The following is an 18,734-nucleotide window of genomic DNA, read 5'->3' on the forward strand; positions in this document are numbered from 1 at the left end:
AACGGAACGAGGCGCTGAAAAAGAATCCGGAAACCGCAGCTCGAGGAAGGCGATAGCAGCTATCCGGTCCTTCCATCCGCTTTTGAGCCGCCTCGCTTGTGCGAAGACACGTTCTGTGTAGTCTCCGCCCTAAATTAGCAGGGACTCAAACGATGAGAATTGCGGCGGTCGTCGCGCTGAGCGCGGCAGTGGCTGGATGCGTTTCCTCTCCGGTCGACTATGGCGCCTCGCTTTCGCAGCAGGATCCGAAATGGGCATCGCCGCAATGCCAGCAGGCCCGTACTGCCGCCGCTGATTATGCCCAGCGCGAGAAGGACCATCCCGGCTGGGGATTCGGGGTTCTGCTTGGGCCTTACAGCATGGGGATGGTTGCGGCGGTGAAGGAGCATGAGCAGCAACGGCGGCGGCTTCTCGCTCGCCAGATGCATCTGCAGTGCTCAAGCCAGCCGCTGCCGAAGGAACTCGATTTCGATCCGGCAACCTACGCGCCCAAGAAAACGCATTATCCGTAGGCGGGGGACCGCGCGTTCCGGTTTACTCCGGCCGCTCCGCCGCAGACTTGCGATCAAATGTATAAGTGAGGATCGCCACGCCCGTCGCTGTCGCGATCTGGCCGGACAGCTTCAGTGTCGAGGGCGCCTGTCCAGGCTCGAAAAGACACGAGCCTGCGCCCAGCACCAGCGGGTGGACCATCAGCACCAGCTCATCGACAAGCCTGTGCCGCATCAGGGCGCGCAACAGCTTGCCGCTGCCGAACAGGACAAGCGTCTTATCGTGACCCTGCTTGAGCTCGCGCACGGCTTCGGCGGCATCGCCGGCAAGCAGCGTCGAATTTTCCCAGCGCGCTTGATACGCGGAGTCGTGCGAGGCGACGAACTTCTGCGCCCCGGTCAGCGCCCGGGTCATCGGACTGGCTGGCTGCCTGACGACCCAGCCTTCGTACAGGTCTTCATAGGTCGTGCGGCCGACAAGCAGCGACCAGCCTCCGGCCATGGCGCGCCCGATGACCTCCTGCATCTTCGGGTCGCTCCCAGGAATCCCCCAGCCGCCATGTTCGAAACCGTTGCGCGTGTCTTCATCGGCACGCGCCGGCGCCTGGAAGACACCATCCAGCGTCAGGTGCTCGATGGCGACGATCCTTGCCATTTCAGCCTTCGCTCCACGCTTTCAGCAGCGGCCCGTCGCCGCCGAAGAGCGGATCCTTGTCGGGCCGGCCGACCTTCGGGATGGTGCGCAGCGCCTCGGCATGCTGCTCCGGACTGCGACACAGATCATATGTGCCGAAAGGCGGATAGGCGCCGACCACCAGAAGGTCAGCCGAGCCGGACAGGCGTTGGTGGCCAGTGCCTGCCGGCAGAACCGCCACGTCGCCGGCCTTGACCTCCAGCACCTTGCCCTTGTCGCCGCCGAAGCGGACCTCGGCGGCGCCGCGCGCGATGCCCAGAACCTCGTGGATGCGCGAATGGTAATGGACGAAGCCGTAGATGCCGTTGCGCCAGCTGTCGCCCCAGCCATTGGCGCCGAAAATATCCTCGAAGACGGCAGCCGGATCGACGTCGTCCGGCAACGGCACCGCGCCGGGATAGACGAGCATCGGCCAGCGCGGATGGTTGGGCACCAGCCCGTCATCGGCGAACCGGAAGGTGAGAGGCTCCTGTTTGTCGATGGGTTGCGCCATCTTTGCCGCTCCTGCAATTTTACCGTCTGATCTAACAGCTTGTTGCGCGTTTTGCTCCGGTCCGTCCAAGGAGATCACGATGACTGCATTTCGCCTTTCGACAATCGGCTTTCTTGCCTCAGCGCTCGCGTCGGCCCTTTTCGCTGCCGCCGGCGTCGGCGCTATGGCGGCGCCCGCATCCGCTACGCCGGCCGCGACCGCTAACGCGACGCTCGCGCAGAACCTCTACAAGCTCTGCCGCCAGATGAAGAACGACGACACGGTCCGCCCCTATTCGCACGAGCTTTACGGCGGTACGGTCAAGGCGTTCAAGAAGCTGTTTCCAGACGCAAAGGACACGCCGGCGGAATCGGAACTGCAGACGCAGGCCAATTACCGCTGCATGAACGGCAAGGTGCTGGCCTGCTTCGTCGGGGCTAACCTGCCCTGCGCGAAAATGAACGCGGCGCGCGACAATCCCGGCGCGGACGAGTTCTGCAAGACCAACCCGAATGACGACGCCGTGCCGGCTTTCGCGACGGGACACGACGCCGTCTATGCCTACAAATGCCGGAACGGCAAGGCGGTGGTGACCGGCGAATCTTGGGTGCTCGACAAGCGCGGCTTCGCCAAAAAATTGTGGGCAGTGGTTCCAGAGCGCTGAAACGGTTCAGCGCCCGACCGGCGCCTAGACCTCGAGCATGACCTTGACGGCGCGGCGTTCGTCCATCGCGCGGTAGCCTTCGGCGACCTCGGCCAGCGGCAGCTTGAGGTCGAAGACCCTGCCGGGCTTGATGCGGCCTTGCAGCACGCGCTCCATCAGGTCGGGAAGGAAGCGGCGCACCGGCGCGGGGCCGCCCAGCATGCGCTTCTGACCGAAGAACAGTCTCTGGCCGTCGAAGCTTACGCCATGCGGCACGCCGACATAGCCGACGGTGCCGCCGGGCCGCGAGCAGGCCAGCGCCTGGTCGAAGGATTCTCCCGTGCCGACGCATTCCAGCACCGAATCCGCGCCGACGCCCTTGGTCAGTTCCTTGATGCGCGCAATGCCTTCCTCGCCACGTTCGGCCACGATGTCGGTGGCGCCGAACTCGCGGGCAAGCTTTTGGCGGCTGTCGTGCCGGCTCATGGCGATGATGCGTTCGGCGCCCATCTCCTTGGCTGCCAGCACGCCCATCAGGCCGACCGCGCCATCGCCGACGACCACCACCGTCGATCCCTCGCGAACCTCGGCGGCATCGGCGGCGTACCATCCGGTGCCCAGGACGTCCGAAACCGCCAACAGGTCGGGGATAAGCTCGGCCGGCGGAACCTCGGACGTCGCCACCAGCGTCCCATCGGCCAGCGGCACGCGGGCGTAAGGCGCCTGGGCGCCGCTCATGAACTCGCGCTGCTCGCAGGACGACTGGAAGCCGAAGCGACAATGCGGGCAGGTGTTGTCGGAGAGGCAGAAGGAGCCGACGACGAACTGTCCGGGGCGAACCGCACGCACTTCGCTGCCCACCTCGACGACGATGCCGCAATACTCATGACCCATGTGCTGCGGGCCCTCGACCGGCTGCAGTCCGCGATAGGGCCATAGGTCCGAGCCGCAGATGCAGCTCGCCGAGAGCTTGATGATGGCATCGGTCGGGCGCAGGATTTTCGGGTCGGCGACTTCCTCGCAGCGGATGTCGCCCGGCTTGTGAAGAATGGTTGCGAGCATTTTTTGCTTTCCTTTTTCGTCGATCGGTCAGGCGCCGTAATCGGCGTCGCTGACATGTTCCAGCCAGTCCACGACCTTGCCGTCCTTGACCTCCTGGAGGGCAATGTGGGTCATGGCGGTTTCGGGGGACGCGCCGTGCCAGTGCTTTTCGCCGGGCGCGAACCAGATGACGTCGCCCGGCCGGATCTCCTCGACCGGGCCGCCCTCGCGCTGCACGCAGCCGAGGCCGGAGACGACGATCAGCGTCTGTCCCAGCGGATGCGTATGCCAGGCGGTGCGGGCGCCGGGCTCGAAGGTGACCTGCGCGCCCTGCACGCGCTCGGCGTCGAAGGGATTGAAGAGCGGATCGATCCGCACCGTCCCGGTGAACCAACTTGCCGGACCCTTGCCGGAAGGCCTCGAGCCTGCGCGAAGAATGTCCATGATGATCTCCTGTGCGTCCTCAGATGCGTTCCATGTGAAGCGGGAACTCGCCGCGTACGTGCAGCGCCTGTTCGCCCTCGTCGAAGCGGCCGAGCCTGATAAGCCCGGGATGGCGGTAGTCGGCGTAGAACATCGCCAGGTTGCCCCAGGGCACGAAATAGCAGAGGTCGTACGGCCGCTCGTTGCCGAACGGACCGCTGCCCTCCTCGGTCAGCTTGCGCGGCAGGTAAGCGATCTTTTCATTGTGGGCGTAGTCGCCGATGGTGAGATGGAGCGGCAGCATGGAAAAGAAATCCCGGGCCGAAGGATTGTCGTAGAGCATGGCCGACATGGCGCGGCCGTCGAACGTCATCCTGATCCTCATGTCGGTCGGCTCCTGGTTGGCGGGGCCCCTGCCCTGTTGGCTGTTGGCCGGCCGCGGCGAGACCATGGCTGCAAGCGCCGCGCAGAGCAGCGTTCGCCGGCTGATCGGTTGTCGCTTCATCAATGGCTGCTCCGGCGTGTTGTCGCCGCGGCGGCAAACAGCGCCGACCCCAGAAGCAGCACGGCGCCGAGCGCGAACGGGCTCCACCAGCTGGCCGCGTCGAACAGCAGCCCGCCCGCGAAGGCGCCGAAGGTGATGGCGAGTTGGATCAGCGCGACCTGCAGCCCGCCTCCCGCCTCGAGATCGTTGGGGATCAGTTTGGCCATCCAGGTGTTCCAGGCGACGGGGATCGGCGTGGTGAACAGACCCCAGGCGGTCAGCAGGGTCGCGGTCGCGATGGCGAACGGGCCGAGCGCGATCAGCAACAACGCGATGAGCGCCAGAACCGCCGGCAGACCGACCAGTACGGCTGCGAGATGCGACCGGAGCAGGAACCCGACCACCGACGTGCCGACCAGGCCTGCAAGCCCCAGCCCGAGCAGGACCATGGACAGCGTGTTGACGTCGAGGCCGGTGACGCCTTCGAGGAAGGGGCGCAGATAGGTGGAGAGCGCGAACTGGCCCATGAAGGCGAGCGTGGTGGCGGCCATGCCGATAGCGAAGACGCGATTGCCGAGCAAGCCACACATCTTGCCCACCGAGGCCTGTTCGCCGGCGGGCATTTTCGGCAGGACGGCAAGCTGCCAGACGATCGCAAGGAGGCCGATCGGAACGACGATGAAGAAGGCGCCGCGCCAGCCGATCAGGCTGCCGAGGAAACTGCCGAGCGGCGGCGCGATGACCGAGGCGAAGGCCGTCCCGCCCTGCAGCAGGGCGATCGCCTTGGGCAGGTCCGCGCCAGGCACGATGCGCGCCAGGATGGCGGTCGACAGAGACCAGAAGCCGCCGATCGAAACGCCGATCAGGCCCCGGCCGAGCATGAAGACCAGGTAGTTCGGCGCGAAGGTGATCGCCAGGCCGGAGACCACGAGGACGGCGGTGTAGAGAAGCACGACCGTGCGCCGGTCCAGCCGCGACAAGAGCGCATTGCCGAACAGGCTGGTTAGGACCGCGAAGAGACCCGAGACAGAGATCGCCTGACCGGCCTGCCCCTCGGAGATGGCGAGCTCATTGGCGATGGGGGTCAGCAGGCTGACCGGCATGAACTCCGAGGCCACCAGCACGAAGGTGAGCAGCGACAGACACGCCACCGCCGCCCAGGCGCTCGGTTCTTTCACCAGTTGGGCTTTCGCCAATTGGCGGTCGTAGGTCGTATCCATGTGCCGCGGCTCGTCGCCGAGCCCTCCAATCATTTCGCTGGCGGCTATATAAACCACCGGCACTATCCAGATTAGCCGTTGCAATCTGCATGGACTTATCCATTCTTGATATGAATTGGCGAGTGGAGGCCAAGAGCCGCCACGGCTTGAGGGAGCGGCGGAGCTAGGATTTGTCCCATGCAGCGCGAGGATCTGAAGGACTTGCTGTGGTTCCTGACGGTTGCTAGGGAGCGCAGCTTCACCAGGGCGGCGGCCGAGCTAGGCACGTCGCAATCGACGCTCAGCCATACGATCAAGCAATTGGAGGCGCGGCTCGGCGTACGGTTGCTCACCCGCACGACGCGCAGCGTAGCGCCGACGGAAGCGGGCGAGCGGCTCTACCAGTCGCTCGTCCCGCGATTCGAAGGCATAGAGTCCGATCTTTCGAGCCTGGTGGCCTTCCGCGACAGGCCCGCGGGCACGGTGCGCATCACGCTGTCCGACCATGCGCTGCGCATGATCGTCTGGCCGAAGCTCGAGCCGGTGTTGCGCGACTATCCCGACCTGCGTGTCGAACTCTATAGCGACAACGGCATGCGCAACATCGTCGAGGAGCGTTTCGACGCCGGCGTGCGCCTTGGCGAGAGCGTCGACCGCGACATGATCGCGGTGCGAATCGGGCCGGACTGGCGGCTGGTGGCCGTCGCTTCGCCGGACTATTTTTCGCGCCGCCCGGTTCCGAAAATTCCGCAGGACCTCGTCGGGCACGATTGCATCAGCCTGCGGCAGGCCACCTTCGGCGGACTCTATGCCTGGGAGTTCGAGAAGAAGGGCCGCGAGATCAGGGTCCGGGTGCACGGCCAGCTGACCTTCAACACCACTATTCCCATGGTCGACGCAGCACTGCATGGCCACGGCATCGCTTACATCCCGGAAGACCTCGTCAGGCAGCACGTGGCCGAGGGGCGGCTCAGGCTCGTGCTCGACGACTGGAGCGCGCCCTTCCCGGGCTACCACCTCTACTACCCAAGCCGGCGCCAGCTCTCGCCGGCCATGACGGTGATCGTCGACGCGTTGCGGCATCGCAGTTGAGGCGGCGCGGTGGAGAGGCCGACCCGGCTAACGCCGGGACGCGCATCGCAGGCCGAAACTCGACAATGCGCAAGATAAAGACGCTTGACTCATCCTCTCCATTACCGACAAGTTACGTTGTCAGACATCTTACATACGAGAGGGAGGTTTCGTGAGGAGATTTATCGCTTGTTTCGCGCTGGCTGCCGGCGCGCTCGCATTCGCGTCGGCAGCGTGGTCGGGAGAAACCCTGGATCGCGTCACAACCAAGAAGGCCATGGTGGTCGCGACCAACAGCGGCTGGCCGCCGCAGAGCTTTCTCGACGAGAGCAACCAGTTGGTCGGTTTCGATATCGACGTCTCGAAAGAGATCGCCAAACGGCTCGGTGTCGAGGTCAGCTTCGAGACGCCCGATTGGGCGACCATGACCGGCGGCCACTGGCAGGGCCGCTATGATCTTGGCGTCGGCTCGGTGACGCCGACCAAGGCCCGGGCCAGGGTGATCGATTTCGCCGGCATCTATTATTACAGCCCTTATGTTTATGTGGTCCACAAGGATAGCAAGGCAAAATCGGTGAACGATCTGAACGGCAAGGTGATCGGCGTCGAGACCGCCACCACGTCGGAAGATTTCATCCGCCGCCAATTGGAGATCGACGCTCCCGGCCTTCCGCCAATCGAATACAAGCTCCAGCCTGGCGAAATCCGGACTTTCGCCGATTCCATGCTGCCCTTCGACGATTTGAGACTCGGGGACGGCGTCCGGCTCGACGCGGTCATCGCGCCCGAGCAGACCGCGCAAAACGCCATCAAGAACGGTTATCCGCTGCGCATCCTCGAGGGCGACTACGCCTTCCGTGAGCCGCTGGTGGTGATCGCCGACAAGGGCGATGCCGAGTGGACCACCAAGATCGGCGGCATCATCGACCAGATGAAGAAAGACGGCACGCTCGGCACGCTGACCACCAAGTGGTACGGCAAGAACTACAGCGCCGATTGATGCTCATCGCGGGCGGCCCCTCAAGGCCGCCTGCTTTCATCAGAACCCACCATGACCTATCCCGATACCTATTATCGCCGCACACTTGCCGACGAGAAGGTCAGACCACCGCTCGCAGGTCCGGCCGAATGCGACACAGTCATTGTCGGCGGCGGACTGGCCGGTCTGACGACGGCGCTGCAGCTGGCGCGCGCCGGGCAGCAGGTCGTGCTGCTCGAAGCCGAGAGCATCGGCTTCGGCGCCTCGGGCCGCAACGGCGGCTTCGTCAGCCCCGGCTTCGCGACCGGCAGCGACAAGATCGCCGCGATGGCGGGCGCGGCGGCGGCACGAGAGCTGCATCGGCTGTCGATCGAAGGCGTCGATTTCGTGCGGCAGACGATCAAGGATCTCGACATCACGGCAGCGAAGCCTCGCCCCGGCATCATGGGCGTGCTGCGCCATGACGGCGGCGCCGAACTGAAGGCTCATGGAGAGAGGCTGGCGCGGGATTTCGACTATCGGCTCGAATATCTCGAGCGCGACCAGGTGCGCGCTGTGCTGCATTCCGAGCGTTATTACCAGGGCCTGCGCGATGCCAACGCCTTCCACATGCATCCGCTGAACTATCTGCGCGCCATCGGGGCGGAGATCGAGCGGCTGGGCGGCAGGATTCACGAGGGCTCCAGCGCGATCGAGGCCCGACTCGATGGCCCGCACAAGACCATACGCACCGCAAGCGGCGAAGTACGCGCGCGGCAAGCGGTGTTTGCCACCGGCGGCTATACAGGACCGCTGATCGGCCGGCTGAAGCGGGCCATGTTGCCGATCGCGACCTATGTGATGCTGAGCGAGGAAGCCCCCGATCTCATCGCTGGCGCCATCGCGACGACGGATGCCGTCGGCGACAACCGCCGGGCCGGCGACTACTACCGCGTCGTGGAGGATGGAAAGCGGCTGCTCTGGGGCGGGCGCATCACCACGCGGGCCGCTTCGCCGGCGGCGCTGGCCAGGGAATTGCGCCGGGAGATGGTTGGCACCTACCCTCAGCTCGCTGCGCTCAAGACCGAACTCGCCTGGTCGGGGCTGATGGCCTACGCCCGCCACCTGATGCCCCAGATCGGAGAGATGCAGCCGGGCGCCTGGTATCTCACCGCGTTTGGCGGGCACGGCATCAACACGACAGCCATAGCCGGCAAGGTGGTCGCCGAGGCGGTACTCGGCCAGTCGGACCGCCACCTTCTGTTCGCGCCGTTCGGACTAGCCTGGGCAGGCGGACCGGTGGGGCTTGCCGCGGCGCAACTCACCTATTGGAAGCTGCAGGCGCAAGATTGGTGGCGCGAACGCCCCCGCTAACCAGAAGGGATATCGACAGGTGATCGGCAGACTGCTGCTCAACTATCCGGACGCCGCACGCCGCATCGGCGTGTGCCTGGCGCTCGCCGCTTTCGCCGCGGGCCTCTACGGTCTCGGCATCAAGGCAGACTGGATCGGCAAGCTGATCCCGAGCTCGATCGAATGGCTTGCGGCCAATCCCGCGGTGGCGCGGGCCGTCTCGGCGGTGCTGATCGCGCTGATCGTGGCCGCCAACTGGAAAGCGCTGCAGCAACTCGGGCGCAAGCAGCAGATCGTGGCGGTATGGATCGAGCTGTTCGTGCTGCTGATGCTGTTCTTCTACTCCTTCGACCTGTCCTTTTCTTTCATCGCCAGGAAGATCGGTTTCCTCATTTCGCAGGGCGTGGTGACCACGCTCTACATTTCCGCCATTTCGATCGCCATCGCGACAGTCATCGCCTTCATCGGCGCCATAGCCAAGCTCTCCAAGAACGGCATCGTCTATGGCCTGGCAACCTTCTACACCTCGCTGTTTCGCGGGCTGCCATTGCTGATGCAGATCTACATCATCTATCTCGGCCTGCCGCAGGTCGGTTATGTGATCGGGGCCGTGCCCGCCGGAATCATGGCGCTGTCGCTTTGCTATGGCGCCTATATGACCGAGATTTTCCGGGCCGGCATCGAAAGCATTCCGCGCGGCCAGACGGAGGGAGCTACCGCACTCGGGCTCAGCCCTAACCAGACGATGTTCCTGGTGATCCTGCCGCAGGCGATGCGCGTCATCGTACCGCCGACGGGCAATCAGTTCATCGCGATGCTGAAGGATTCCTCCCTGGTCTCGGTGGTCGGGGTCTGGGAGATCATGTATCTGGCGCGCACGCAGGGCCAGACCGAGTTCCGGCATATCGAGATGCTGATCACCGCCTCAATGATCTATTGGCTTTTGTCCATCGGGCTCGAATTCCTGCAGTCCCGCATCGAGGAACGGTTCGGGCGATCGCTCAAACGCTGAGCTTCAATGCGGCATCCCCTCCTGGGGAAAGCCGCCGAGATGGCGGCAGGTCAGAGCGGCATGGTCGCGGCCGCTTTCGAGGCATTGCACCAGCGGCTTCCTGGCCAGCCAGGCATGCAGGAAACCGGCAATAAAACTGTCGCCGGCGCCAGTCGTGTCGACGACCTCGACCGGGCGGATCCCAGTCTCGGCGCTCTCGCGGGCCGTCAGCGCCACCGACCCCTCGGCACCGCGCATGACGACGGCGCAGCCTGCGCCGCGCGACAGGAGATCCGCGGCCATTGCTTCGGCCGCATCGCGAGATTGGCCAGTCGAGCAGAAAACTACGCTCAAACCCTCCACACCGAGATCGGCGGGATCGGCGTTGACCGAAATGTCCTGCGAGACGCTGGCGCCCGCCCGCGACAGGCGCCTGCGCAAGGCGCCTCCATCGTTCAGCCAGCCGATATGGACGTGATCCATCGTCCCCAGGATCGCCAGTTCGGCCTCATCCGGCGCATAGCCGGCGCAAGCGCCGAAATCCTCGGCGGCGATCAAACGCTCGCCGGACGGCAAGACTTTGATGTCGGTCCAGGCGGTGTTGCGCTGGCCTACACGCAGGTGCTCGACCGCCACACGATTGGCTTCGAGCTCGGCGCGGGTGCGTTCGCCCTCTGCGTCGCGGCCGACGGCGCCGAAATAGAAGCTGTTATGGCCAAGCCGCGCGAGCTGGACAGCAACGTTGAGCGCGTTGCCGCCGACCAGCGAGCGGCCGATCGGCGCTCCGAGGCGGTCGATGCAGTTGTCGCCGACGGCGGCAAATCGAAAGCTGCTCATATCCTGTGCTACGCGATCAAGCTGACGCCGAGGGCTAAGCTCAATAGGCAACACGCTTGTAGTAGCGGCGCGTCGTCAGCGGGTGGTTGCGGATCACCTCGAGATGAGCGCTGACCCGTTCGAGCGCGGTCGCGAGCACGATCGGCGAAACCAGCGCGCGCACATCCGGCGAAATGCCGGGCAATTCAAAATCGGCCGTGTCGAGCACCGTCAACTTGTCCGTATAGGTAGGCGCGAATTTCTCGACGCGATCGGCCAGCGGCCGGGCGCTGTCCTCGCCCTTGAAGAGCACGACGCTGACTTCCTTGTCCACCAGCTCCAGCGTGCCGTGGAAAAAGTCTGAAGCATGCACGGGACGGGTCCGGATCCACTGCATCTCCTCCAGGATGCACATGCCGTAATACCAGGCCTGCGGCCAGACATTCCCGGCGCCGGTTATGATGTGATAGTCGGAGGCGGCCAGTTTTTGCGCGACGAAGCCGGCGGCTTCCTGTTCATAGCTCCGCTTCACCTCCAGCAGCAGTCGCGGCAACTGCTCCAGTTCGGCGAAAATCCGTTCGGATTCGGCGAGCTCGCCGCGATGCTTCAGCACTGCAAGCGCGATGAAGAGCGACTGGAGATAGAAGGACTCGCAGGACGTGTCGTCCTCGGCGAAGTTGACGAAGACGTGGTCCCCGCCCTTGCCGAGCGGCGTCTCCTGATGTCCGACCAGCGTGATCACCGTCGCCCCGACGTCCTTGATCCGGGACAGCAGCGCCACGCTTTCCTTCGTGGTACCGGAGAGCGAGGGCAACACGACGATCGATTTGTCGGTCAGGTGCACGGATGGGACGAGCTGCAGCTCGGCGGTGATATCGAGAAAGGCCGGAAAGCCGGATCGGCGCTGCAGCAATTGCGCGGCCGGATGCATCAGGATCGCTGCACCGCCGGTGCCGAGAAAGAAGATGTTTTGCGCCCCGGCGGCGAGGCACTGTGCCACAACGGCCTCAATGCGCTCGCGCAACGCCACCGCCCCCGATTGGATGCGCATAAACCGGGCTTCATCGAAATTGAGCATCGTTCCCTCGATCGGTTTTAGTTGTAAGACAACTGACATCTATAGGAACACATTTCAAGGGGAATTTTGCGGATCGGTTCGCATGCGTTGCCTGTACGCCATGCGATCGCCACGGCATGCCGCCGCTTGACCTGAGCGCGATTGTCCGACAACAAAAGGAGAGTTGGCACAATGGGGAAGAGGGACTTGGACGAGCCGCTTCGGGATGCGCGCACATTGGCGGTTCAGCTGCGCGACCGCTTGGCCGACCTCATCAGGACCGAAGGGCTCAAGCCCGGCGACCGGCTGCCAACGGAATCCCAGCTGACGCAGCGCTTCCGCATCTCGCGCCCTGCCCTGCGCGAAGCGCTGAAGCTTCTCGAACAGGACGGCATCATCTCCGTCACCCATGGTCTCGGCCGCTTCGTGACCGCGAACTCCGCCGTCCAGGTCGACCGTCCAATCACGGTGTTCGAAAGCGTGACCGACATGTCGCGCCACTATGGCTACAACACCGTCAACAAGGTTCTTTCCATCGCCGAGGAAACGCCCGATCCATTGATCCAGCAGCAATTGCGCCTGGCGGATGGAGAGCGCGTCATCCGGCTTGAACGGCTGCGGCTGCACAACGATCTACCCCTTATCTATTCGCTCGACTACGTACCGCGCAGCTTTTTGCCGGGGCGCCTTTTCGACATCGAATGGAGCGGCTCGCTGCTCGCCCTGCTGGAAAAGCACCGCCATCAGCCGCGTATGTCGGCCGCCTCCGTTGCAGCCGTTGCGCTGCCCGACGAAATCGTGCAGCGCAACGACCTGCGCGACTTCGGGCCCGCCCTGCTCATTACGGAAACCTGTTTCGATGGGACCGGAACCCCGGTCGTCCATGCCGCCGTCTATCATCGCGGCAGCCATTTCGCCTTCAGCTTCGCACGAAAGTGAAAGCTCAAACGGCGGCGATGACCGGTGTCAAGTGCGACGCAGTTATCGAGAGCCTCGTGACTAGCGCGGAAGCAGCCGCGAGACTTTGAGGCGCGGCGCAAAGAAGCAGCGCAGATAGGGCTGGTTGGTTATCACGTAATGGTTCTCGCAAATATGATAACGGCCGTCCGGCGATTCCTGCACGCGGTCTCGCGGGATATTGAAACCATCGGGCAAGTAAACGTAGCCGCCGTCGGCCCTCGACTGCACTGAGGATTCGGGGATGGGACGGCAATCCGTGCCGCCGCAACATTTGAAGTTCGTCACCGGGTCAAACTTGTTCTCGTACCAGTCATGGGCGTCGACGCCTGTCGCGGCGGCAATCCACATGACTGTGACGATGACCCTTCGCATGGCATTCCTCGACGGTGCGGAGGCGCTGCTCATTCGAGCATCATCTATATTAGCGTTCCCCCGGAAACGCTATGTTTAGCGCAGGCCTGGCAGCTATGCCGGCACTGATCGATGGCGACAAATGACGCCGGAGCTTCAAATCGGGGTTCCGGCCTGACCTGCTCACACCAGCCGCTGCCCGCCGTCGATGTGGATGGTCTCGCCGGTCATGAACTCGTTCTGCATGAGATAGAGATAGGCCGGCGCGCCAGCGCGCGGGCGAAATAGGTGAAAGAGCGGCCGTTCGACCACGCGCTGAAGGCGGTGTCGAGCTTCTATCTGGTCTATCCGCCGGAAGCGATCCGCCAGCGCAAGGTGAAGGCGTTTCGCGACTGGCTGTTTTCGGAGATCGAGCCGCTTTGACGGGCGAGCTCCGGGCTCGACAGCTAAAATCGGGTCTGGGACGGCTTTCCGTCAGCCCGATTCACCTGGCGAAGACCGCTGGGCAGATAGCGCCACCGCCGAGCGCCTAGCCAAGCAAAACCGAGTTGAAACTTTCGACGGTCCTTCTAGTTCGATTGGAAGGAGGATCTTTGTCATGACTGAACCCGGTGAAGGCAGTTCCCACGGTCGAATTGACGACAAGCAGCTCGTCATTCTGCTGAAAGAGAAAACCGGCATCTCGGAGGCTCAAGCCAGGAGGCTGATAAAGGCCGTCGGGCGCGACCGACCGTCGCTTCTGCGAGAAGCACGTATTATAAGGGCGCGTGCTCAGACATCCACCTCAAGCCGCGTGTGACCGACTTGAATGCGGCGGGTGCCCGCCAGATCTGGCGGCGGCGTTTCGCGACCGCCTGCTTCGAGGATCGAGCCGGCTGAAGCAAAGCTCGTCGGAAATTCCCTGCTTGCGAAGACGTGCTGGTTGCGCGATGCTCCGCAAAATGGCTGGCGAATATCTGGACCACAAACTGGAATGCCCGTTTTGCGGCACCATCCGTCTGCAGATCCCGGCCGATGCCCAGCCCGCAACACCGATCCATTGCGCCGAGTGCGGCGCATATCTCGGCACGTGGGACGAGCTTCAAACCGACTTCGAACAGCAAGGCGGTACGGACGGCGTGTTCCGGCTGGATAAGGGACGTATCCAGAAGCTCAATTCCAGTCGCTGACAAGGCCGCCGCCGGCGGCTTGGGTGCCAGCTGACCGACCGAACAGCGCGCGGAACATTGCGCCTGCGAAATAGGACATGACGGCATGCGCCAAGTCCTTGACGGCTCGAACTCGTAAACCCATATCGCATCCCAGGCGCGGACCGCTGATCCCCGCCCGTCCCAAACTCAAATTGTTCGTTCGATTTGGAGGATCTTATGAACGATCGAATGTTCGACAGCCCTGTTTTCGTCAAGAGCGGAAACAGCCTCATCCAGGAAATCGCCTGCCTCGAAGATGCCCTGGAATTTCTTTATGAATGGCCCAAGAACCGGCGTGGGCCGATCTATGAAACGGCGCTGCGCGCCTGCCAGCGGGCATTCGACAGCGGCTTCCCGCTGACGGCCGCCAGAGAGGCATTTTGCGGTTTTGCGAAGTCCGCCAGAATCCAGGAAGACGTGAGCACCACCTTGCCCTGGATGATCGGCAAAGGCGGCAAGGGCGGCGGGCTGACCGCCTAGTCGCGGATCGAGGAGGGTTCGTGATGCTCGCCAAACCGTTCGAAAAGCCAATCCATGTCTGGGTAGGACTGGGATTTCCGCGTCAGTTGAACACTGTGGCGGACGCCTATCAATTTGTCATCGACTGGTGCGGCAACAGCCCCGAGCAGAAGGCTGCGATCCGCGCCTGCAGGGCCGCCCTGGCTGGGGATGTGGATGCGGAAACAGCGAGGGGTGTTTTCGTCGCCTTTGCTCGCAAGAAGGATATCCTCATCGAGGATGGCGCCATTCCCCCCATCCCGGGAATTGCTCAGCCGAAACATGTCTGATGTGTTTGGGGCGGCGGCCAGCGCCGCCTCATTCATCTTCAGCCGCGATCGCCGGTAGCGAAGCACTTGCGACGGTTTTCACTCCGCCCGCCCCGGGCAGGAACCAGAATCGGGGCTGCCGCGTCATAGAGGCAGGTCCTTGTCGCGGTTCCGGAGTGATGTCGATGATCAGGCTCGTTGTTTTCGTTGCGGTGGTGGCGCTCGCGCTTGCATGCGGCGGCGCGCATGCAGCAAGGCTGGAGCCCAACGCCGTCAACCAGGCACAGTTCAGCGAGGGCGAACCGAACGGCGTCAGCCCCATGCTGCTCAAGGCGCAGGTGCTTCTGGATCGCGCCCGCTTCTCTCCCGGCCTGATCGACGGCCGCGTTTCGGAGAACTTTACAAAGGCCGTCGCGGCCTTCCAGGCGGCGAACGGGCTGCAGTCCGACGGCAAGCTTACGCGGGAGACCTGGGACAAGCTCGCAGCAACGTTCGCCGGCCCTGTGCTGACGACATACGAAGTCACGGCCAAGGATGTGCGCGGCCCCTTCACCAAGCGCATTCCGGCCCGCATGGAGAGCATGGCGCATCTCAAGCGCCTCGGCTACCGCAACGCACGGGAGAAGCTGGCGGAGCGGTTTCATGTCAGCGAACAATTGGTGAGGATGCTCAACCTCCGCGCGGGATTCAGCAAGGCCGGGACGACCCTGGTGGTGCCTGACGTCGGCCGAGGCGATCCTCCTTCACAGATTGCCAGCATCGAGGTCGACAAGGCATCCCGCCAGGTGCGCGCCCTCGATGCGTCGGGCAAGGCGATTGCGGTCTATCCGGCTTCGATCGGCAGCGAGGAAAAGCCGGCGCCGAGCGGCACGGCCGAGGTCAAGCGCGTGGTGCACAATCCGACCTATCGCTACAATCCGAAATTCGCCTTCAAGGGGGTGAAGACCAGGCATCCCTTCACCATCGCCAAAGGGCCCAACAATCCCGTCGGATCGGTGTGGATCGACCTTTCGATCGAAAGCTACGGGATCCACGGCACGCCCGACCCGGGCAAGATCGGCACCACCTTCTCGCATGGCTGCATCCGGATGACCAACTGGGATGCCGAGGACCTCGCCGCCATGGTCAAGCCGGGCACGAGGGTCGACTTCAAGGACGAGGCCGCGCAAGAGGGGCAAGCCAGGTGAGTACCGCAGGCCCGAGCCATGCCGCGCATATTTCTGCATAAGCCCAATTTATCGTAATCCCTCATTTTTGGAGACGTTACACCGCCAATCACCAACTGTAGCTTTCAGCGGCACTTTGCTCTGAACGGTCGAAATTGGTGATTTGATGCAGACACATGCGCGGGTGGTGATCGTTGGCGGAGGATGCGTCGGCGCGGGTATTCTTTACGGCCTGGCCAAGCGCGGCTGGACCGATGTCACGCTGCTGGAACGCACGCAGCTCACGGCCGGCTCGACCTGGCACGCGGCGGGACTGATCCCCTCCTATGCCCGCAACATCAATGTCGGGCGGATGATCAACAAGACGATCGAGATCTATGAGGGGCTGGAGGCCGAGACCGGGCAGCCGGTGGGCTGGCACAAATGCGGCCAGCTGCGCATCGCCAATTCCAGGGACCGGCTCGACGAATTCAAGAGCTATATGAGCGTCGCCGAGGTGCAGGGAATTCGGGCGCAATTGCTCACGCCCGACGAGGCGCGCAAGCTCTGGCCGCTGCTCGACAATAGGCAAATGCTCGGCGCACTCTACCATCCCGACGACGGGCACATCGCACCGGCCGACGTGACCCATGCCATGGCCAAGGGCGCGCGGGATCTCGGCTCCAAGGTCTATCTCAATACGGAGGTCACCGGGTTCAAGCGGACGCCCGGCGGCGAGTGGCTCGTCCAGACCAATAACGGTGATATCACCTGCGAGCATGTCGTCTGCGCCACCGGCAATTATGCGCGCCAGACCGGGGCGCTGCTCGGCCTCGACATCCCGGCGATCCCGATCCTGCACCAGTACTGGATCACCGAAGCGGTGCCGGAAATCGTAGAGCGCAAGCGCGCCGGGCGGCCCGAAATGCCGATCCTGCGCGACGAGGGTTTTGAAGGATATCTGCGCGAAGAAGGCGATGGGCTGATGTTCGGGCCTTACGAACGCACCGAAAACCTGAAGCTGTTCGCCGAGGACGGCGTGCCTGCCTGGTTCGGCGCCGACCTGCTGGAAGAGGATTTCGAAGCGGTGTCATGGAACTGGGAACAGGCGCTGCAATTGGTCCCGGCGCTCGGGCGCGTCGGCATCAAGGCCAATGTGCGCGGACCGTTCCAGATGACGGCAGACGAGCTGCCTTTGATGGGACCGGCCTGGGGGCTGCCCAATGTCTGGCTGGCCGAAGGCGTGCCGGGCGGTATCCTGTGGGGCGGCACGATCGGCTATTATCTGTCGGAGCGGATCGTCGAGGGCGGCAACGGCCTCGACACCTCCGATCTCGATCCGCGCCGCTTCGGCGATTACGCCAATAAGGCCTGGACGCGCGAGAAGGTGCGCGAGGCCTGGGGCACGCATGCGGAGCAGAAATATCCGGGGCAGGACATGCCCGCCGCCCGGCCGCAGAAGACCGCACCGTCCTATGACCGGCTGACGGAACTGGGAGCGGTCTGGGGCGTGCTCAATGGCTGGGAGATGCCTAACTGGTTCGCGCGCGACGGCATAGAGGCCAAGGATCAGTATAGCTGGCGCTGGACACCTAAGGGTAACCTCGTCGGCGAGGAAGTGCTGGCGGTGCGCAACGCCGTCGGACTGGTCGAGATGACGCCGATGACGAAGTTCGAAGTGTCCGGCCCGAATGCGGCTGCCTGGCTGGACGGGATCGTCGCCAACCGCCTGCCGGCCGTTGGCAAGGTGACACTGGCGCATCACCTGACCGCCGGCGGCGGCGTGCAGGCGGAATATATGGTGGCGCGTCTCGGCGAGGACTTGTTCTACCTGATTTCGACGCCGCGCGCCGAGCGTTGGAATTCCGACGATCTTTCCAGACTGCTTCCCGCCGACGGCAGCGTATCCTTGAAGAACGTCACCAACGATCGCGGCTGCTTCACGGTCGTCGGGCCGAACGCGCGGGCCGTGCTGCAGCCCCTCACGGAGATCGACCTTTCCAACGAAAGCTTTCCCTGGTTCGGCGTGAAGACGGGCGGCGTCGCCTTGGCAAGCGACGTGCGGCTGCTGCGGGTGAACTATGAGGGCGAGCTCGGTTGGGAACTCTATCACCCCCTGCCCTACCAGCGGCAGTTGCTCGACGCGATCCTCAAGGAAGGCGAGAAGCACGGCATGCGGCTGGTCGGGCTGCACGCGCTGGAGTCGCTCAGGCTCGAGAAATCCTATCGCGCCATGTATCGCGACATGAACCCGGAGCTCAACGCGCTGGAGAGCGGGCTGGAGCGCTTCATCCGCCTCGACAAGGGCGACTTCGTCGGGCGCGACGCGGTTCTGAAATACAAGGAGCGCAACGACCAGCGGCGATCCGTGACGCTCAGGATCGACACCGATGGCGCAAGCACGCTTGCCAATGAAGGGCTCTATAGCGACGGCGCTCTGGTCGGGCGCATCACGTCGGGCGGCTACGGCTATGCGCTTGGGCATGACGTGGCGCTGGCGCTGCTGCCCGAGCGGTTTTCGAAGCCGGGCACCAAGCTCGACGTCGCGGTCCTGGGCGACTGGAAGATCGCCGAGGTTATCGCGGATTCGCCTTACGATCCGACCTCGGCTAGGGCGCGGATGTAATA

General features: G+C 63.8%; 22 protein-coding genes. 13 read left to right on the top strand and 9 right to left on the bottom strand.

Annotated elements, in window-relative coordinates; genetic code table 11:
- Positions 1-152 precede the first annotated feature (152 nt).
- On the top strand, positions 153-512 hold the full coding sequence (locus LB565_RS15075) for a hypothetical protein (RefSeq protein WP_224585269.1): 360 nt from the start codon (positions 153-155) through the stop codon (positions 510-512).
- Positions 513-534: 22 nt separating this feature from the next.
- Here the strand turns inward: LB565_RS15075 and LB565_RS15080 are convergent, their stop codons facing one another.
- Together LB565_RS15080 and LB565_RS15085 are read right to left on the bottom strand one after the other, a co-directional pair.
- Positions 535-1,146 (bottom strand): dihydrofolate reductase family protein, encoded by a 612-nt coding sequence (locus LB565_RS15080; RefSeq protein WP_224585271.1) that lies wholly within the window; start codon positions 1,144-1,146, stop codon positions 535-537.
- 1 nt (position 1,147) lies between these two features.
- A complete protein-coding gene (locus tag LB565_RS15085; protein WP_224585273.1) occupies positions 1,148-1,678 on the bottom strand; it encodes a cupin in 531 nt (176 codons plus the stop codon).
- Between the two features lie 79 nt (positions 1,679-1,757).
- Between LB565_RS15085 and LB565_RS15090 the strand changes: the two genes are divergently transcribed.
- Positions 1,758-2,321 (top strand): hypothetical protein, encoded by a 564-nt coding sequence (locus tag LB565_RS15090; protein ID WP_224585275.1) that lies wholly within the window; start codon positions 1,758-1,760, stop codon positions 2,319-2,321.
- A gap of 24 nt (positions 2,322-2,345) precedes the next feature.
- On the opposite strand, the gene LB565_RS15095 is transcribed toward LB565_RS15090, so the two are convergent.
- Genes LB565_RS15095 through LB565_RS15110 form a run of 4 tightly spaced genes read right to left on the bottom strand, consistent with a single transcriptional unit; the run spans position 2,346 to position 5,468 of the window.
- Positions 2,346-3,362, bottom strand: a complete 1,017-nt coding sequence (locus LB565_RS15095; protein WP_224585277.1) for a zinc-dependent alcohol dehydrogenase family protein — start codon at positions 3,360-3,362, stop codon at positions 2,346-2,348.
- A gap of 27 nt (positions 3,363-3,389) precedes the next feature.
- On the bottom strand, positions 3,390-3,785 hold the full coding sequence (locus LB565_RS15100; protein WP_224585279.1) for a cupin domain-containing protein: 396 nt from the start codon (positions 3,783-3,785) through the stop codon (positions 3,390-3,392).
- A 19-nt stretch (positions 3,786-3,804) separates the two neighbouring features.
- On the bottom strand, positions 3,805-4,269 hold the full coding sequence (locus tag LB565_RS15105; protein ID WP_224585281.1) for a cyclophilin-like fold protein: 465 nt from the start codon (positions 4,267-4,269) through the stop codon (positions 3,805-3,807).
- Positions 4,269-5,468, bottom strand: a complete 1,200-nt coding sequence (locus LB565_RS15110) for an MFS transporter (RefSeq protein ID WP_224585282.1) — start codon at positions 5,466-5,468, stop codon at positions 4,269-4,271. The genes LB565_RS15105 and LB565_RS15110 overlap by 1 nt, the downstream gene beginning before the upstream one ends.
- Positions 5,469-5,645: 177 nt before the next feature.
- Here LB565_RS15110 and LB565_RS15115 point away from each other — a divergent pair, with 177 nt between their 5' ends.
- From LB565_RS15115 to LB565_RS15130, 4 genes are all read left to right on the top strand, one after another.
- A complete protein-coding gene (locus LB565_RS15115; protein WP_224585291.1) occupies positions 5,646-6,539 on the top strand; it encodes a LysR family transcriptional regulator in 894 nt (297 codons plus the stop codon).
- Between the two features lie 151 nt (positions 6,540-6,690).
- Positions 6,691-7,518 (top strand): transporter substrate-binding domain-containing protein, encoded by an 828-nt coding sequence (locus tag LB565_RS15120; RefSeq protein WP_224585302.1) that lies wholly within the window; start codon positions 6,691-6,693, stop codon positions 7,516-7,518.
- A gap of 51 nt (positions 7,519-7,569) precedes the next feature.
- Positions 7,570-8,850 carry an NAD(P)/FAD-dependent oxidoreductase gene (locus LB565_RS15125; protein ID WP_224585304.1) on the top strand — a complete coding sequence of 427 codons (1,281 nt, stop codon included), beginning with the start codon at positions 7,570-7,572 and terminating at the stop codon, positions 8,848-8,850.
- 19 nt (positions 8,851-8,869) lie between these two features.
- On the top strand, positions 8,870-9,841 hold the full coding sequence (locus tag LB565_RS15130) for an amino acid ABC transporter permease (protein WP_224585307.1): 972 nt from the start codon (positions 8,870-8,872) through the stop codon (positions 9,839-9,841).
- 3 nt (positions 9,842-9,844) lie between these two features.
- Here the strand turns inward: LB565_RS15130 and LB565_RS15135 are convergent, their stop codons facing one another.
- Both LB565_RS15135 and LB565_RS15140 read right to left on the bottom strand, forming a co-directional pair.
- Positions 9,845-10,657, bottom strand: coding sequence for a PfkB family carbohydrate kinase (locus LB565_RS15135; RefSeq protein WP_224585308.1), 813 nt, complete (start codon positions 10,655-10,657; stop codon positions 9,845-9,847).
- Between the two features lie 40 nt (positions 10,658-10,697).
- On the bottom strand, positions 10,698-11,714 hold the full coding sequence (locus tag LB565_RS15140; RefSeq protein WP_224585310.1) for an SIS domain-containing protein: 1,017 nt from the start codon (positions 11,712-11,714) through the stop codon (positions 10,698-10,700).
- 186 nt (positions 11,715-11,900) lie between these two features.
- Between LB565_RS15140 and LB565_RS15145 the strand changes: the two genes are divergently transcribed.
- The gene (locus LB565_RS15145; RefSeq protein ID WP_318012162.1) at positions 11,901-12,632 is read left to right on the top strand and encodes a GntR family transcriptional regulator; all 732 of its coding nucleotides are present in this window, start codon (positions 11,901-11,903) and stop codon (positions 12,630-12,632) included.
- Between the two features lie 60 nt (positions 12,633-12,692).
- Here LB565_RS15145 and LB565_RS15150 read toward each other — a convergent pair whose 3' ends face one another.
- Complete coding sequence (locus tag LB565_RS15150) at positions 12,693-13,058, bottom strand: hypothetical protein (RefSeq protein WP_224585314.1); 366 nt, start codon at positions 13,056-13,058, stop codon at positions 12,693-12,695.
- Between the two features lie 234 nt (positions 13,059-13,292).
- Here LB565_RS15150 and LB565_RS15155 point away from each other — a divergent pair, with 234 nt between their 5' ends.
- The 6 genes from LB565_RS15155 to LB565_RS15180 all read left to right on the top strand — a co-directional run bounded on the left by LB565_RS15155 (position 13,293) and on the right by LB565_RS15180 (position 18,732).
- Positions 13,293-13,427 (top strand): hypothetical protein, encoded by a 135-nt coding sequence (locus LB565_RS15155; protein ID WP_318012160.1) that lies wholly within the window; start codon positions 13,293-13,295, stop codon positions 13,425-13,427.
- 518 nt (positions 13,428-13,945) lie between these two features.
- Positions 13,946-14,173, top strand: a complete 228-nt coding sequence (locus tag LB565_RS15160) for a hypothetical protein (protein WP_095768463.1) — start codon at positions 13,946-13,948, stop codon at positions 14,171-14,173.
- A 198-nt stretch (positions 14,174-14,371) separates the two neighbouring features.
- On the top strand, positions 14,372-14,674 hold the full coding sequence (locus LB565_RS15165) for a DUF982 domain-containing protein (RefSeq protein WP_224585316.1): 303 nt from the start codon (positions 14,372-14,374) through the stop codon (positions 14,672-14,674).
- 23 nt (positions 14,675-14,697) lie between these two features.
- Positions 14,698-14,982, top strand: a complete 285-nt coding sequence (locus tag LB565_RS15170; protein WP_224585319.1) for a DUF982 domain-containing protein — start codon at positions 14,698-14,700, stop codon at positions 14,980-14,982.
- A 164-nt stretch (positions 14,983-15,146) separates the two neighbouring features.
- Positions 15,147-16,148, top strand: a complete 1,002-nt coding sequence (locus tag LB565_RS15175) for a L,D-transpeptidase (RefSeq protein ID WP_224585321.1) — start codon at positions 15,147-15,149, stop codon at positions 16,146-16,148.
- Between the two features lie 145 nt (positions 16,149-16,293).
- On the top strand, positions 16,294-18,732 hold the full coding sequence (locus tag LB565_RS15180; RefSeq protein ID WP_224585323.1) for an FAD-dependent oxidoreductase: 2,439 nt from the start codon (positions 16,294-16,296) through the stop codon (positions 18,730-18,732).
- Positions 18,733-18,734 lie beyond the last annotated feature (2 nt).

Origin of the sequence: Mesorhizobium sp. CA14, assembly GCF_020165195.1 — a bacterium.
GTDB lineage: Bacteria > Pseudomonadota > Alphaproteobacteria > Rhizobiales > Rhizobiaceae > Mesorhizobium.